This is a genomic window from Sphingobacterium zeae (assembly GCF_030818895.1).
Taxonomy (GTDB): Bacteria; Bacteroidota; Bacteroidia; order Sphingobacteriales; family Sphingobacteriaceae; genus Sphingobacterium; species Sphingobacterium zeae.
Map to the genome: position 1 here is coordinate 2,807,465 of NZ_JAUTBA010000001.1, position 15,729 is coordinate 2,823,193.

Annotated in this window: 12 protein-coding genes and 3 tRNA genes; 8 read left to right on the forward strand and 7 right to left on the reverse strand. The window is 42.8% G+C overall.

Features of this window, described 5'->3' with window-relative positions; translation table 11 throughout:
- Positions 1-16 precede the first annotated feature (16 nt).
- Together QE382_RS11700 and QE382_RS11705 are read left to right on the forward strand one after the other, a co-directional pair.
- Entirely contained in the window at positions 17-1,453 is a 1,437-nt protein-coding gene (locus QE382_RS11700; RefSeq protein WP_307186051.1) for an alpha-L-fucosidase, read from the forward strand.
- A gap of 37 nt (positions 1,454-1,490) precedes the next feature.
- Entirely contained in the window at positions 1,491-2,732 is a 1,242-nt protein-coding gene (locus QE382_RS11705; RefSeq protein WP_307186052.1) for a right-handed parallel beta-helix repeat-containing protein, read from the forward strand.
- On the opposite strand, the gene QE382_RS11710 is transcribed toward QE382_RS11705, so the two are convergent.
- The 7 genes from QE382_RS11710 to pfkA all read right to left on the reverse strand — a co-directional run bounded on the left by QE382_RS11710 (position 2,729) and on the right by pfkA (position 6,419).
- Positions 2,729-2,923 carry a DUF2188 domain-containing protein gene (locus QE382_RS11710; RefSeq protein WP_307186053.1) on the reverse strand — a complete coding sequence of 65 codons (195 nt, stop codon included), beginning with the start codon at positions 2,921-2,923 and terminating at the stop codon, positions 2,729-2,731. The two genes, QE382_RS11705 and QE382_RS11710, sit on opposite strands and share 4 nt — an antisense overlap.
- Before the next feature lie 182 nt (positions 2,924-3,105).
- Positions 3,106-3,190, reverse strand: a tRNA-Leu gene (locus QE382_RS11715).
- 5 nt (positions 3,191-3,195) lie between these two features.
- Positions 3,196-3,268: transfer RNA gene (locus tag QE382_RS11720), tRNA-Gly, on the reverse strand.
- A gap of 53 nt (positions 3,269-3,321) precedes the next feature.
- Positions 3,322-3,394, reverse strand: a tRNA-Phe gene (locus tag QE382_RS11725).
- A gap of 175 nt (positions 3,395-3,569) precedes the next feature.
- A complete protein-coding gene (gene gap, locus QE382_RS11730; protein ID WP_293953961.1) occupies positions 3,570-4,568 on the reverse strand; it encodes a type I glyceraldehyde-3-phosphate dehydrogenase in 999 nt (332 codons plus the stop codon).
- Between the two features lie 4 nt (positions 4,569-4,572).
- Positions 4,573-5,424 carry a hypothetical protein gene (locus QE382_RS11735; RefSeq protein WP_307186054.1) on the reverse strand — a complete coding sequence of 284 codons (852 nt, stop codon included), beginning with the start codon at positions 5,422-5,424 and terminating at the stop codon, positions 4,573-4,575.
- Positions 5,425-5,441: 17 nt separating this feature from the next.
- Positions 5,442-6,419 (reverse strand): 6-phosphofructokinase, encoded by a 978-nt coding sequence (gene pfkA / locus QE382_RS11740; RefSeq protein ID WP_370877893.1) that lies wholly within the window; start codon positions 6,417-6,419, stop codon positions 5,442-5,444.
- 185 nt (positions 6,420-6,604) lie between these two features.
- On the opposite strand from pfkA, the gene QE382_RS11745 reads away from it, so the two are divergent.
- The 6 genes from QE382_RS11745 to glmS all read left to right on the forward strand — a co-directional run bounded on the left by QE382_RS11745 (position 6,605) and on the right by glmS (position 15,729).
- Positions 6,605-7,276 (forward strand): NUDIX hydrolase, encoded by a 672-nt coding sequence (locus QE382_RS11745; protein WP_209581110.1) that lies wholly within the window; start codon positions 6,605-6,607, stop codon positions 7,274-7,276.
- 170 nt (positions 7,277-7,446) lie between these two features.
- On the forward strand, positions 7,447-8,046 hold the full coding sequence (locus tag QE382_RS11750) for a TetR/AcrR family transcriptional regulator (protein ID WP_307186056.1): 600 nt from the start codon (positions 7,447-7,449) through the stop codon (positions 8,044-8,046).
- Positions 8,047-8,074: 28 nt separating this feature from the next.
- Positions 8,075-9,418 carry a TolC family protein gene (locus QE382_RS11755; protein ID WP_307186057.1) on the forward strand — a complete coding sequence of 448 codons (1,344 nt, stop codon included), beginning with the start codon at positions 8,075-8,077 and terminating at the stop codon, positions 9,416-9,418.
- A 14-nt stretch (positions 9,419-9,432) separates the two neighbouring features.
- The gene (locus QE382_RS11760) at positions 9,433-10,488 is read left to right on the forward strand and encodes an efflux RND transporter periplasmic adaptor subunit (RefSeq protein WP_307186058.1); all 1,056 of its coding nucleotides are present in this window, start codon (positions 9,433-9,435) and stop codon (positions 10,486-10,488) included.
- Positions 10,489-10,554: 66 nt separating this feature from the next.
- Positions 10,555-13,737 (forward strand): efflux RND transporter permease subunit, encoded by a 3,183-nt coding sequence (locus tag QE382_RS11765; RefSeq protein ID WP_307186059.1) that lies wholly within the window; start codon positions 10,555-10,557, stop codon positions 13,735-13,737.
- A 150-nt stretch (positions 13,738-13,887) separates the two neighbouring features.
- A complete protein-coding gene (gene glmS, locus QE382_RS11770; RefSeq protein WP_307186060.1) occupies positions 13,888-15,729 on the forward strand; it encodes a glutamine--fructose-6-phosphate transaminase (isomerizing) in 1,842 nt (613 codons plus the stop codon).

A 15,729-nucleotide genomic window follows, 5' to 3' on the forward strand; every position in this document is an offset into this window, starting at 1 on the left:
CAAAAACTCCACACCGATGAGAAGAATAGTATATCTGTGCTTTTTGCTCGTTCTTACGACAACTGCACTGTGTCAGCAACTACAGCATCGAAGTCATACTGTCACGGATAAATTAGCCTGGTGGTCGGCAGCCCGATTTGGGCTGTTTATCCATTGGGGATTATACGCCCAGACTGCAGGTGACTGGAATGGCAGACCTACGCGCGGGGGTGAACATTTTATGTTGTATGAGAAGATTCCGCTCCACAGTTACGCACAGATTGCCAAAGATTTTAACCCGACTTCTTTTGATGCCGATAGCTGGGTAAAAGCAGCAAAAGACGCAGGCATGAAATACATAGTCATTACGGCCAAGCACCACGACGGATTTGCCATGTTCCGTTCCCCAAGTAGTGACTATAATATCGTGCAGCAAACGCCCTGGCAAAGGGATCCGATGCAGGATCTGGCTGCGGCCTGCAAAAAATATGATATAAAATTGGGCTTCTACTATTCGCTGGGCCGTGACTGGGCCGACCCAGATGTGCCAACCAACTGGCCGACCAGAGGGGGCAGAAGCAACTCATGGGATTATCCGGACGAGGATGCAAAGGATTTGACGAAATATATAGCGCGTAAAGTAAAACCTCAGTTGCGCGAACTACTGACGCAATATGGCCCTATTGGTCTCATCTGGTTTGACACGCCTGAACTGTTCAGCAAAAGACAGAGCGAGGACATTCGACGTTTTATAAATGATCTACAACCGCAATGTATCGTGAATAGCCGGATCGGGAATAATTTAGGTGACTATACGGTGGTGGAGCAGTCATTGGTCAGTAAAACACCTGAAAACTGGGAAGCCTGTATTACCATGAGCGCCAATTGGGGGTATAATCGGCATGATACGATCTGGAAAAGCCCGGAGATATTGGTGCGAAACCTGGTTGAAGTGGTGAGTAAAGGAGGGAACTTACTCTTGAACGTGGGACCAAAAGGTGATGGTACCTTTCCGCCAGAAAGCATAGCGCGGTTACGGAACATCGGCGATTGGATGGTTATGAATGGGGAAGCGATCTACGGATCCCGGGCGTGGAAGGTCAGCGGCGAAGGAAACCTGCTTCTTGGTGAACAGGAACAGCTTCTTACAGGGCAAACTGCTGGAAAACAAGTTGATGGTAAAGAGAATATCAAAGATGCTGTAAATGATGCAACCTCGAAAGAGGTGGTCCCCGATATCCGCTTCACAGCAAAAGATAATTGTGTCTATGTATTTATTAGAAGTCCAAACAAACGGTTTGCGATGATCAAGAGCCTGGCCGCAGGGCAGGCTAAAATCGATAAAATCTCCTTGCTGGGCAGTCGGGAAAATATACCATGGACACAGCATGCTGCAGCACTGCAGCTGCCCATACCTCAGGCGAACAATGGAAATATACCAGTGTATGTATATAAGGTTGCACTAGTAAACTAAACCTCTTGTATTATGTAAATAATCTAACGATAAACTGATGAAAAAAAACTTTTTAAACGGATTTATTCTTGCTTTGATCGTAAGCTCCTGCTCCAGTCCCTTGGAGGATCCTGCGCTTGACCCTGTAGGTAAAAATATAAATAAGCGTGCGGCAATAGGCAAAGCCAGCCTCGCGGGATCAGCTATGGTGACTGCAGGCATGACACTGGCCCAGATCAATGCAGTGATTGCAGGGACAACTGCTGGCGATACGGTATGGGTGGAAGCCGGGACCTATCACATCGATGGAGTGCTGGCCATGAAGCCGGGCATCACGATGATGAAAAGCGGAACGGTCAATCCCGTATTTGATGCGCGCTCATCGACGGCGCAGCTGTTTCGGCAAAACTACAGTGCGGCGGCAATTGCTAATTGTACTTTTTCGGGAATCACATTCTGGAACCTGACCTTCTACATCAATAATGCTTCGAACGTAACTTTCAAATGGTGTATCTTTGACTATGGTGTCAAGAAAGCAGGTAGCAACAAGTCAAATGATCTGCACGACGCTTATATACGCCTGCTTGGAACAGATCAAGCTACTATCAGCAATTGTGTGTTTGCCCGCAGGCAGGGTCATAGTGGCAGAGCAGTATGGAATGGATCAGGCAGTACAAACAGCAAGATAATCAATAACACATTTGGCAATGGTGGCACCACAGGGTACTTTATTACGGCTATAAACGACAATTCGAAAAGTAATAGCCTGATTGCCGGTAATACCATCATGCGAAATGAATCTTTTAATAGTGAAGATGCCAATACCGACCATGGTATTTATGCGCATAGTTTCAATGGCCTTACCATACAGCACAATGTAATTAAAGGCTGGCCGGCCAACGGCAGTGGAGGGGCTATTAAAGCGAGAAATGGGCAGAACTTAGTGATTAATGCCAATCAAATGCATACCTCGGGTGTATTATTGTATATCTATATCGAACCTTCTGCTTACCAGTTCCTCAAAAATGTACAGGTTACCAATAATAAAATCTATATGGATACACTGGTCGGTGGAATGTATGGTGGAATTGGATATTGGCGGCAGGCCAGCGTAACAGGCCAGGAGGAATCCTTGCTGATTTCGGATAACGTGATGCCCAACGGGTCGATCAGCATATCGGGTTCGAATGGATTTAGCAGCGCACAGTTTAACATGGGGGGCGGGGGCGTCTTTAATAATGATCTGCAGATGCCATTTTTGTCCCTGGCAGCGGGGATCAATCAGTCCGGCAACTATTAGTCTTTTTTATTTTTATCGCCGTCCTTATCTGTCTCATAAAATTCGCGTGCTTTTTTGAGACCGGTTGCGATAGCGATACCCTCGTCTGTCCCTTCGGCCAATATCGCATTAGCGATTTCGATGGCTTTCTTGCGGATTTTGGCTGGCTGATTTTTATAAGATGTTGGGTAATCTCTGCTGTTCCAGGGCATAGTTCCTCCTTTTTTAGGACGGAACAATTGTGGGTAATGGATCGTTTGATGAAGGTAGTGGTTTAAGGCTGTAAAAGCTGATTCCTTTTTACGTAGGGGAAGAGCTTTGCGTTTTGTTTTTTGGATAAGGGGCGAAATACATCATAAACAAAAAAAGCTCATCGTATGATGAGCTTTTTTTGTACCTAGGGCGGGAATCGAACCCGCACTCCCTTAACGGGAACAGGATTTTAAGTCCTGCGTGTCTACCAGTTCCACCACCTAGGCAGGTGAGCGAAAAACGAGATTCGAACTCGCGACCCCAACCTTGGCAAGGTTGTGCTCTACCAGCTGAGCTATTTTCGCATTGGAATTATTATTCTTTCAATCTGTCAGAACCTTGCGTTCTTCTTTTTCGGTGGTGCCAGCTGGATTCGAACCAGCGACACAAGGATTTTCAGTCCTTTGCTCTACCAACTGAGCTATGGCACCTTTTCAATTGAGCTGTCTGCCTTATTGATGATGCAAATATAGACGGATTATTTGAATTACAAAAGTCAAAAGCGCTTTTTTTTGCGTTTAAACGCCAACCTGCTGATTTTTAAGGAAAAAAAATAAGGGGCTATTCGTATGGAATAGCCCCTGTATAGTTTGTTAATGCTGTTGATTACGACAATTTGCCAACTTCTAAGACCAAGTCAACGATTTTGTTTGAATAACCCCACTCGTTGTCGTACCAAGATACCACTTTAACGAAGTTGTCATTCAATGAAATTCCAGCTTTAGCATCAAAGATCGATGTACGTGCATCACCTAAGAAATCGGAAGAAACAACTTCGTCTTCTGTATAACCCAAGATACCTTTCAATTCGCCTTCAGAAGCTTCTTTCATTGCAGCTTTGATATCTTCGTATGAAGCACCTTTGTTCAAACGTACTGTTAAGTCAACAACCGAAACGTCTGCTGTAGGAACACGCAATGACATACCAGTCAATTTACCTTTCAATTCTGGAAGAACCAAACCTACTGCTTTAGCAGCACCTGTAGATGAAGGGATGATGTTTTGGTATGCACCACGGCCACCTCTCCAGTCTTTTACTGAAGGACCATCCACTGTCTTTTGTGTTGCCGTTACCGCGTGAACTGTAGTCATCAAACCTTCAACGATACCGAATTTATCATTCAATACTTTAGCGATAGGCGCTAAACAGTTTGTTGTACATGAAGCGTTTGACACGATGTTCTGATCAGCTTTTAATTCTTTATGGTTTACACCCATTACAAAAGTAGGGGTGTCGTCTTTTGCTGGAGCAGACATCACCACTTTCTTAGCACCTGCATCGATATGTTTTTGAGCCAACTCTTGAGTCAAGAAGAAACCTGTAGATTCGATGATCACCTCAGCACCTACTTCATTCCATTTCAAGTTTGCTGGATCTTTCTCAGCTGTAACGCGAATAGTTTTTCCGTTAACAACCAAATTACCGTCTTTTACTTCTACAGAACCGTCAAATTTGCCATGTGTTGAATCATATTTCAACATATAAGCCATATAGTCTGGTTCAACTAAGTCATTGATACCAACAATTTCAATTTCTGGACGATTGATTGCTGCTCTGAATGCTAAACGACCAATACGGCCAAATCCGTTAATTCCAATTTTCATATTCTTAATTTTTATTGATATAATATTTAATTAAATTGTGTATTGGTTCTTTAACTACAGTTCCAATACTGATATTAAATTCTTCTGTGGCAACTTCCCGGAGGATGTTCTCATAATTGAACGCTACTGAACCCGTAAAGTTTACATCATTGTCGGGATATTCTTTCATGAGCGGTTTGATGTAAGTTTTTATAAACGTGCGAAGCCCGTTTTTAACCAATTGATTGATGAATAAATGATCTTTGTTGTCAAGGACAAAATCGGTGAAGGAATTCAGAAAATTTGTCGGTTGAGGCGCAAAATACACCCGCTCCAAAATCATCTTCTTATCGATATTAAATTGTCTTTCCAATTTGTCCCGAAGATCAATAGGAAGAGACTCCGTCATATAATGTTTGAGCAGCTGTTGGCTGTTCCAATTTGTCGCCCCCTCATCGGCTAGGATGTAACCTAGACCATAGTTATTATCAATGATTTTTTTTCCTGTATAATAAGCTGCATTCGATCCACTGCCTATAATCCCAATGATGCCTCTTTCGTCTCCAAATGTAGAAATCGCCGAAGCGATTACATCATGGTCTACGCGCACACGAGCGTTGACAAAAAAACGTTCCAGGACATTCTTTATTTTATCCTTACGCTCCTTGGACGATGACCCCGCACCGAAAAAATAAATCCGCTTTATTTTCTCTGCATTGTTGATCAGATTGGTGTTCTTGTGCAGGTGCTGTAGTATGGAACGCTCATCTTGAAGATAGGGATTGATCCCGTTCATGCGGAAACCAGTGGTTATACGGCCTTTATCGGCCAATCTCCAGTCCGAAAATCGCGATCCACTATATACTACTGCTATCATGTCTGTTCAATTTATGATTATAAAATCTCAGCCATTTCCAATAAATCAGGGCTAAGTTTGATTTCCTTATTGCTGATTGCTTCTTCAATTGGAGTTGTTTGGATTTCATTGCCACGGAGTCCAACAGTAACGCGTGTATTCCCTGCCAACAATTCATTGACAGCAGCAAAGCCCAATCGACTAGCAAGCACGCGGTCGAAACTCGTTGGAGCACCACCACGCTGCAAATGCCCTAATATACTAACTTTCGTGTCGTAATGATCAAACTTTTCTTTTACTTTTTTTGCTACATAATAGGCGCCACCGTTTTGGTCGCCCTCAGCAACAATAACGATAGAGGAGGATTTCTTCTTAATTGCGCCATCTTCCAGGTGGCGGATCAGATCGTCGATAGCCGTTTCTTTTTCAGGAAGTAAAATGGCTTCGGCTCCGCCTGCAATACCAGCATTTAAAGCGATGCAGCCTGAATCTCTACCCATCACCTCCACAAAGAAAAGACGTTCATGTGAAGCAGCCGTATCTCTGATTTTGTCAATTGCTTCGATAACGGTATTATTGGCTGTATCATACCCAATGGTATAATCCGAACCATACAAATCGTTGTCTATCGTTCCAGGTATGCCGACAACAGGAATGTCGAATTCTTTGGAAAAAAAGTTTGCACCGGTAAAGGATCCATCACCGCCGATCACCACCAAAGCGTCAATACCGGCAGCTTTCAGATTGTCGTAGCCTTTTTGACGACCTTCTGGAGTTTTGAACTCCATGCAACGCGCCGTTTTCAATATTGTACCGCCACGTTGGATGATATTGCTGACCGAGCGCGTATCCATTTCTATAAAATTGGCATCGATCAGGCCTTGATAACCTTGGTAAATACCAGTTACTTCCAATCCTTTATGTAATGCTGTACGAACTACAGCACGTATACAGGCATTCATGCCCGGAGCATCACCTCCAGATGTTAAAACGCCTATTTTTTTAATTTCTTTTATCACACGCAATATTTTAGGTGATACGAATATAAGATTTTTATAGTGTATATTCTACACTTTGAGTAAATTTTTCAATATTTTTTTGCGCATCACGTTTAGGAAGCGTATAATTGTTACAGATAACCCAAAGATTAGTAACCGCTAAATTTAGCTCAGTATATTGCACATAAATTGATTTAGAAGTTTTGTATAGTAATTTTACCGTAGACTGTGTCATATTAGGCTTTCACGAAGGAGAATTAAAAGTTCTTCTGGCCGAAAGAAATGAATATCCTTTTAAGGATTGGTGGGCATTGCCAGGCTTTTTCGTGGACAACGATGAAGAGATGGAAGATGCTGTAAAGCGGATTTTGTATGAAAATACAGGGTTGAAAGATGTGTTTATGGATCAGCTCCATTCCTTTGCAGGTTTAAAAAGGCACCCAAAAGGAAGAATTTTGACCGTGGCTTATTACGCACTCATTCAATTGGACAGTACCAAACTAAAAACTAAGCCTGTTACAAATTACATGAAACAGGCCAAATGGTTTCCTGTGCGTAATGTACCCGAACTGGCCTTTGACCACAAGCAGATCTTGGACCTCTGTCTGGAAAGATTGCAGCGTCGACTTGCTTATAAGCCGATCGCTTTTGAATTGCTTCCCGAAAAATTTACCCTCACGCAACTGCAGCTGGTCTATGAGGGGATATTAAATAAACAACTCGACAAACGCAATTTTAGAAAGAAAATGCAAAACTATGGGTTCCTAAAAGAACTCGACGAGGTACAGACCGGGGTGGCGTATCGCGCAGCAAGGCTCTATAAATTGGACAAAAGGAAGTTTCTAAAACATTTCCAAAATACGGTCGCATTTTGATCGCACGGTTTATAATATTAAAGGCAAACTTATAAAGTTTGCCTTTTTTGTTGTCAGCCCAATATCAAAATTATTACAATTTCAAAATATATTTTGTACAGCATGTTACTTTTTATATTTTTGAACAATTTCTGATAAAAGTCAGAAAGTTGAAAGGAGTTTTTTGAAGAATGGAAGATAGAAAAGATCAAATCATCGAGGCGGCGATACGGCGCTTTATGCATTACGGTTTTAGTAAGACTACGATGAATGAAATTGCGGAGGATATAAAAATTACTAAAGCGAATTTGTATTACTATTATTCAGAGAAGAATGCACTGATACGCGATGTGATTGTGCGTTTGACAGATGAGTATAGGGAAATGGAGGAAAGGGTGGCGGATGCACATGAAGGTACAACGTACGAACTGATCATCAAGATTTTGGAGCTGCGTGATGCATTTGTGCGGAAATACTATATGTTGCACATGAACGAAAATCTGGAATGGATAAAGGGTCTTTCGATGCAGGATTTTTTTCAGTGCCTGCATGACCGGGATGTGAAAGCGTTGTTTGAGATTTTGCAGGTAGGTGCAGAAAAGGGCGAAATCGATGGGGAACACCTCTATGAAACTGCCGAAATATATGTGGAATTGATGAAGAGTCTCTCGCTGATGTGCAATATTTCGGATATCATTTCGGGCATACCAAACCAGGACCGTTTTGATGAAGTATTACAAAAGCAAAAGTTGGCTACCAAGCTTTTTTTTAATGGTATAGGTAAAAAGTAGATATAAAATTAGGATAAACAAATTAGGAATGAAAACAATCAGAATACTAGCCAGCCTTTTATTAGGTACGATGGTTTTCCAAAGTCATGCACAACAACAGTTAACCTTAAGTGATGCCATTAAATTTGCATTACAAAATAAGGCGGATGCAAAAAAGGCAGGTCTTGATGTCGTCAATGCCGAGCATAAAATTGCGGAAGTTAAGTCGGGAGCATTACCACAGGTGAATTTTAACGGTGGAATTACCTATAACCCGATGATCCAAAAGGTTGCTTTACCCGGAGAGCTTGTTAATCAGCCCGGAACAACGGTGATGGCGGCTTTTGGACAAAAATGGCAATCTACCAATACCATCAGTTTAAACCAACAGCTATTTAACCAAACGGTGTTTACAGGATTGAAAGCCGCGAAAACTACACGCGAATTTTATGTGATCAATAAGACTTTGACCGATGAACAATTAATTGAAAAGGTCGCAAATAGTTATTATGATGTTTACCAGTCTAAACTGCAGTTGAAAACCGTAGATAATAACCTGGAAAGTACGACCAAGACAAGGGATGTCATTGAAGGGTTGGTGAAAAACGGATTAGCGAAGAAAATTGATCTTGATCGTACCAATGTATCCGTAACCAACTTGAAAGCGTCCAGACAACAGCTGATCAATGCGGTGGAACTGAAAGAAAATGCCTTGAAATTTGTAATCGGCATGCCGATGTCCGAGCAAATTACAATGCCTAGTTCAACTTTTGAAACCGTTGCGCTGGATGCGATATATGACCCGCTTGATGTGTCGAGTAGAACAGAAATTCAGGTGCTCTCAAAACAGAATGAATTGCTTGAACTAAATAAAAAGGCAGAGATCTCCAAATATTATCCGACGCTTTCTCTGACAGCGAACTATGGAAGACAGGGATTGGGACCTGTATTTCCGATATTTTCTAAGGCACAGGGGGTAAATTGGTCTGGCTTTTCTGGTATCGGACTGAACCTTACCGTTCCTATTTTTAACGGTTTCCTTACACGCTCCAAAGTGCGTCAGGCGCAGATTGATATCGATAAATTGCAGATCGATATTGCCGACACCAAGCTGGCATTGAATATGGCAGCTGAGAATTCACGGGTACAGATCAAAAACTCATTATTGACAATCGAATCGAACCGTAAAAATGTGGATCTGGCAAAATCAGTCTTAGATGATACCAACAACAATTATAAAAATGGCCTAGCGACATTGACTGATCTGCTGGATGCTGAAAATGCGTATGCAGATGCGCAAAATAATTTAAATACTTCTTTGCTGGATTATAAAATTGCAGAGGTGCAGCTGATCAAAGCGAATGGAAAACTTAAATCATTGATTAACGAATAATTGACTAATACAATATGAAACGCGGAATTATTACCCTACTTATTATTGCTGCTGGTTTAGCAGGAATATTTTTTGTGTTAAATAAAAATAAAAAGAAAAATGAAGCCGAAACAGCGGAGGTTGCCAAAAAGAATGCAGCAATCGCTGTACGTATCGATACAGCGAAAGTGTCTTCCATGGATTTACGCTATACCGCAAATGGCACATTCTCGCCCAAACAGGAAGTAACCGTTTCGGCTCAAACTGCCGGCAGAGTTGTGAGAGTATTGGTGGATGAAGGTTCCCGTGTGAGCGCCGGGCAGACCTTGGCGATCATTGAAGGCGATAAGCTGAATGTCAATGTAGCCAATGCCCAAGCCGCATATACCAATGCGCAGGCCGATCTGCAACGCTTTGAAAGTGCTTACTCAACAGGGGGGGTGACCAAACAACAGTTGGATCAGGTAAAATTACAGTTCGAGAATGCGAAGAATAATCTACAGGCATCCAAATTGAATGCAGGCGACGTAACCATCAAAACATCGGTGTCGGGTATTGTCAATGCGCGTAAAATCGAACCAGGTACTTACCTGAATATTGGAGCTCCGGCCTTTGATATCGTCAATGTGGCTACGTTGAAATTGCGCGTTAACGTCGATGAAAAGAACGTTGCAACGTTAAAGATCGGTCAGTCTGTGGACGTGAGTGCAAGTGTGTATGCCGATCAGCGATTTACAGGGAAGATAACGTTTATTGCCCCTAAATCGGACGGTAGTTTAAATTTTCCTGTAGAGATAGAGGTCAATAATGCATCCAATAAACTGCGCGCGGGTATGTACGGTACAGCGATCTTTGGTGAAGGCGTAGCCAGCAATACCTTGATCGTGCCGCGCAATGCTTTTGTCGGTAGTGTGAGCGACAATAAGATTTTCGTGCTCAAAAATGGTAAAGCAATCGAAACAACAGTCAAATCGGGTAGAAACTTTGGTGATAACATCGAGATTTTAGGTGGTTTGCAAGATGGTGATCAGGTGATTGTATCGGGTCAGATCAATCTATTTGACCAAAGCCCTGTAGAAATTATTAAATAGAGAATACTGTAATCAATAGCCGATGAAACGCTGTCTTTGTACGGCTATTTAAAATAAAATATTCTAATGAAAATTACCGAAATATCGATAAAACGCCCCAGTATCATTATCGTATTATTTATAATACTGACATTGGGTGGGTTGTTTTCTTATACGCAATTGGGCTACGAGCTTGTCCCTAAGTTTGAAATTAACGTAATCACGGTGCAAACAGTCTACCCGGGGGCGTCGCCTGCGGAAGTGGAAAGTTCGGTCACCAAGAAGATAGAAGATGCAATTTCTTCGTTGGAAAGTATTAAAAAGGTGGAGTCGACCTCGCTCGAAGGGGTTTCGATTGTGATGGTTACCCTCAATAACGGTGCAGATGTCAACTTCCTCCTTACAGACGCCCAACGAAAAATCAACGCTGTTGTCAACGATTTGCCGGACGATGTGAAGACGCCTTCGCTCTCCAAATTCTCATTTGATGACGTGGCAATCATGAGTCTGGCCGTTACATCCAACTTGTCAGAGAAAGAGCTTTACGACTTATTGGACAATAAAATCCAACCGGTCTTTGCCCGTATCAACGGGGTTGCCAAGGTGGACATGATCGGTGGGGAGGAACGCGAAATACAGATTTCCGTAGATCCCAAAAAAATTGAAGGTTATGGACTCACAATTTCGCAGGTGCAACAGACAATTGCATCGTCCAACCTGGATTTTCCTACAGGTAACGTCAGTACCCGCGACAACCGTACAACGATTCGTCTTGCAGGTAAAGTAACCTCTATCGAAGAGTTGCGCAATCTGCCTATCACTACACCTGCAGGCGTGCAGATCTATCTGCGCGATATCGCCGATGTGCAGGATGGAATCAAAGAGATTGAAAAGGTGGCACGTTTGGACCGCCAAAACACGATTTTGCTCCAGGTATTTAAACAGTCTGATGCGAATGCCGTGGCTGTGTCTGAGGCTGTAAAGAAAGTGATCGCTGTACATGATAAAGATGGAAAAGTGATTAGTGGGGTAGAGAAAGATTATGCGGCACAGAATATTAAAATTCTGGTGGCCAATGACTCTTCTGATTTTACATTGAATGCGGCTGATAACGTTATCCACGATTTGATGATCGCCATTGCTTTGGTGGGTTTTATCATGCTGTTCTTCCTGCAAAGTTTGCGTAATGCTGCCATTACCATGGTGGCGATCCCGCTCTCCTTGATTGCAACTTTTATCGGTTTGCTACTGATGGGGTATACTTTAAACCTCATGTCCTTACTGGGACTGTCATTGGTGGTAGGTATCTTGGTGGATGATGCGATCGTAGTGATCGAAAATATTCACCGCCATATGGAGATGGGAAAAAATAAAGTACGCGCAGCGTATGATGGGGCGTCTGAAATTGGATTTACGGTAACGGCAATCACCTTGGTCATTGTCGTCGTGTTCCTTCCAATCGCCATGTCAACGGGATTGGTGGCCAATATCCTTGCACAGTTCTGTGTGACTGTCATCATCTCGACGCTATTGTCCTTATTGGTATCCTTTACGGTCGTACCTTGGTTGTATTCACGCTTCGGTAAATTGGAGCATCTGAGCAAGAAGTCGCTGTTTGGTCGTGTTATCCATGGTTTTGAAAGTGGTCTGAACAGCTTTACACATTGGGTTGCCGGTTTGTTAACCTGGTCATTGAAGAATGTCAAAACCAAATTGGCCACCTTAGGTTTGGCAATCGGTTTACTTATTGCATCATTTGCACTCGTGGTTAAAGGTTATATCGGTTCGGATTTCTTTCCGAGTGTAGACCGAAAAGAATTTTTTATCCAGCTGGAACTCGATAAGGATGCTTCTTTGGAAAAGACGAACTTGTTAACGCAGAAAGCCGAGGCATATATCACGGCGAAGCCAGACGTCAAGGAAATCATTACCACAGTAGGTCAGTCCTCCGATGGAATGGCGTCGACAACAGGCTCGCGTTATAAATCGGAGATCCATGTAATTCTCGACAAAGAAAATTTTGAAGGCAACTCGCAGGTGTATTCGGCGACCTTAAAACGCGAACTGGAAAATAAGCTGATCGGTGCCAAAATCAAAACGGTAAACGTGGGTATCATGGGAGCGGAACAAGCGCCATTGAAATTGACCATCATTGGTGCCTCAGTCGAAGATGCGCAGGAATTTGCTGAGAAAGCAGCAGATCTATTGCGTAAAATTCCAGGATCTGCCGGGGTTAAGTTGACTTCCGAAGCGGGTAATCCGGAGATCAATGTGAAGATAGACCGCGATAAAATGACTTCGTTGGGATTGAACGTATCTACCGTAGGTATGACTATGCAGACAGCATTCTCCGGTAATACGGATAATAAATATAGAGCAGGGGATAACGAGTACGACATCAATATACGCTATAACGAAAGTGGTCGTGCAACGATCGACAACGTGCGAGGCCTTAAATTTATCAACGATAAAGGTGCTTCCATTTCATTGGATCAATTTGCTGAGGTGACTTATGGTTCGGGGCCTACTTTGTTAGAACGACGCGACAAATCGCCAGCCGTATCTATCCAGGGACAGGCTATCGGTAGACCAATGGGTACTGTCGCTCAAGAGTGGCAGGCGCAGTTTGAGAAATTGCCGCGTAAACCGGGAATTGTATTTGTATGGGGTGGTAATATGGAAAACCAAAGCGAAGGTTTCGGTACATTGGGAATTGCTTTGTTAGCATCCATCATCTTGGTATACCTTGTGATGGTCGCACTGTACGACAGTTTTATCACGCCGTTTGTCGTGTTATTCTCGATCCCATTGTCGTTTATTGGTGCATTGTTGTTCCTGGCATTAGGAAATCAGACCTTGAACATCTTTACTATTTTGGGTATTATCATGTTGATTGGTCTAGTTGCTAAAAATGCGATCATGCTGGTCGATTTTGCCAATCACCGTAAGGAAGCCGGCGATAATACACATGACGCTTTGGTGGCTGCCAACCATGCGCGTCTTCGTCCGATCCTGATGACGACAATTGCGATGGTTTTCGGTATGATCCCTATTGCAATCGCTACAGGCGATGGTGCAGATATGAACAGAGGGCTCGCTATTGTCATCATCGGTGGTCTATTGTCCTCCCTATTCTTGACGTTAGTTGTAGTACCCGTGGTGTACTCAATTTTTGATAGTCTTCAACGTCGTTTTGGAAAGAAAGAGAAGACTGACTATGAAGCCTTGATAAAGGAAGATTATGACCATGTGGACGTGGCAGAACATTAAAAAATAAGTAAATGTAATAGCCAAAAAAGGCGGTAAACATATGTTAACCGCCTTTTTTGTATTAATTTTAGGTTAATCAATCGATTGCATAAATATTTTTTATTACATTGCGTCGCATTAACAAAATATACACTTAAAATTGAGACAAGCATGTGTGGAATTGTAGGATACACAGGTTATCGTCAGGCGTACGGTATCGTCATTGACGGATTGAAAAAGTTAGAATACCGTGGATATGACAGTGCTGGGGTGGCATTGCATAAAGGTGATCAGATCGATGTTTACAAAAAGACAGGTAAGGTCGCAAACCTAGAAGAATTTGTGTTTGGTCATGATCTCCAATCCACTACAGCTATCGGCCATACACGTTGGGCAACACACGGTGAGCCTTCGGACAGAAATGCACACCCCCATTATTCTAATAGTGGACGCATAGCCATGATCCATAACGGGATTATCGAAAACTACGCTTCTTTGAAGTCGGAGTTGATCAACAAAGGATACACATTTAAGAGCGATACGGATACAGAGGTGCTCGTCAATTTTATTGAAGAGATTCAATCTCAGAACGAATGCTCGCTAGAAGAAGCTATTCGTATTGCCTTGAAACGGGTAGTAGGCGCTTATGTGATCCTCGTATTGGAGGCGGGTCATCCAGATCGTATTATTGCAGCGCGCAAAGGAAGTCCTTTAGTTATCGGTATCGGTAAAAATGAGCATTTTTTGGGTTCAGATGCTTCGCCGATGCTGGCCTATACCAAAGAGGTGGTATACATCAACGATTACGAATTGGCGATCATTACGCCAGATGAGCTGATCTTAAAAAATCTGGGTAACGAGCGCATCACACCTTACGTTCAAAAATTAGATTTGGAATTGTCAGCGATAGAGAAAGGCGGTTATGACCACTTTATGCTAAAAGAAATATTCGAACAACCCGATACTATTTTTGACTCCATGCGTGGTCGCCTAGACCTGCAGTCACATCAGATTACCCTGAGCGGTATCGAAAAGTTTGCAAATGAAATCAGTAATACCAACCGCATTGTGATTGTCGCTTGTGGAACAAGCTGGCACGCCGGACTTATCGCAGAATATATTATTGAGGAACTGTGCCGAATTAATGTGGAGGTCGAATATGCCTCGGAATTCCGCTACCGTAATCCGGTTATCCATCCTGGAGATGTAATTTTGGCCATCTCACAAAGTGGGGAGACTGCTGATACGTTAGTCGCTTTGGAAAATGCCAAAAAACAAGGTGCTATTATTTTAGGTGTTGTCAATGTGGTGGGTTCTTCTATTGCCCGTCTTTCGGATGCTGGTGCCTATACCCACGCAGGACCTGAAATCGGCGTGGCAAGTACCAAAGCGTTTACGGCACAACTAACAGTACTAAACCTCATTGCTCTAAAAATAGCTTCATTAAAGGGATCAATCAGCGACGAACGTTATCAGATACTTGCTCAGGAATTAAATGAAGTTCCGAAGAAAGTAGAATGGATCTTAGATACGCAGGTGGAGAAAATCAAGCAGATTGCCAACAAGTACAAAGATGCCCGCGACTTCCTATTCTTAGGTAGGGGATATAACTTTCCGGTTGCCCTCGAAGGTGCCCTGAAGTTGAAGGAAATTTCATATATCCATGCCGAAGGTTATCCGGCAGCAGAAATGAAACACGGTCCTATCGCCTTGGTCGATGAAAACTTACCAGTTGTATTTATTGCCACTAAAGATGCTTATCACGAAAAGATTGTATCGAATATCCAGGAGATCAAAGCACGTAAGGGCAAAATTATCTCGGTTGTCACCCAAGGCGATACTGTCTCTGAGAACTTATCGGATGATTTTATGGAAATACCAGCAGCCGATGAAATCATTGCACCATTGATTTCTGTTGTGCCATTGCAACTCCTATCGTATTATATTGGCGTAGAACTCGGGTTGGATGTGGATAAACCACGTAACTTGGCTAAGTCCGTAACTGTAGAGTAA

Coding starts and splice junctions, on each gene's coding strand:
- QE382_RS11735 (WP_307186054.1), bottom strand. CDS start 5,424: ATGATAGCAGTAGTATATAGTGGATCGCGATTTTCGGACTGGAGATTG.
- gap (WP_293953961.1), bottom strand. CDS start 4,568: ATGAAAATTGGAATTAACGGATTTGGCCGTATTGGTCGTTTAGCATTC.
- glmS (WP_307186060.1), top strand. CDS start 13,888: ATGTGTGGAATTGTAGGATACACAGGTTATCGTCAGGCGTACGGTATC.
- QE382_RS11765 (WP_307186059.1), top strand. CDS start 10,555: ATGAAAATTACCGAAATATCGATAAAACGCCCCAGTATCATTATCGTA.
- QE382_RS11750 (WP_307186056.1), top strand. CDS start 7,447: ATGGAAGATAGAAAAGATCAAATCATCGAGGCGGCGATACGGCGCTTT.
- QE382_RS11755 (WP_307186057.1), top strand. CDS start 8,075: ATGAAAACAATCAGAATACTAGCCAGCCTTTTATTAGGTACGATGGTT.
- QE382_RS11710 (WP_307186053.1), bottom strand. CDS start 2,923: ATGCCCTGGAACAGCAGAGATTACCCAACATCTTATAAAAATCAGCCA.
- QE382_RS11760 (WP_307186058.1), top strand. CDS start 9,433: ATGAAACGCGGAATTATTACCCTACTTATTATTGCTGCTGGTTTAGCA.
- QE382_RS11700 (WP_307186051.1), top strand. CDS start 17: ATGAGAAGAATAGTATATCTGTGCTTTTTGCTCGTTCTTACGACAACT.
- QE382_RS11705 (WP_307186052.1), top strand. CDS start 1,491: ATGAAAAAAAACTTTTTAAACGGATTTATTCTTGCTTTGATCGTAAGC.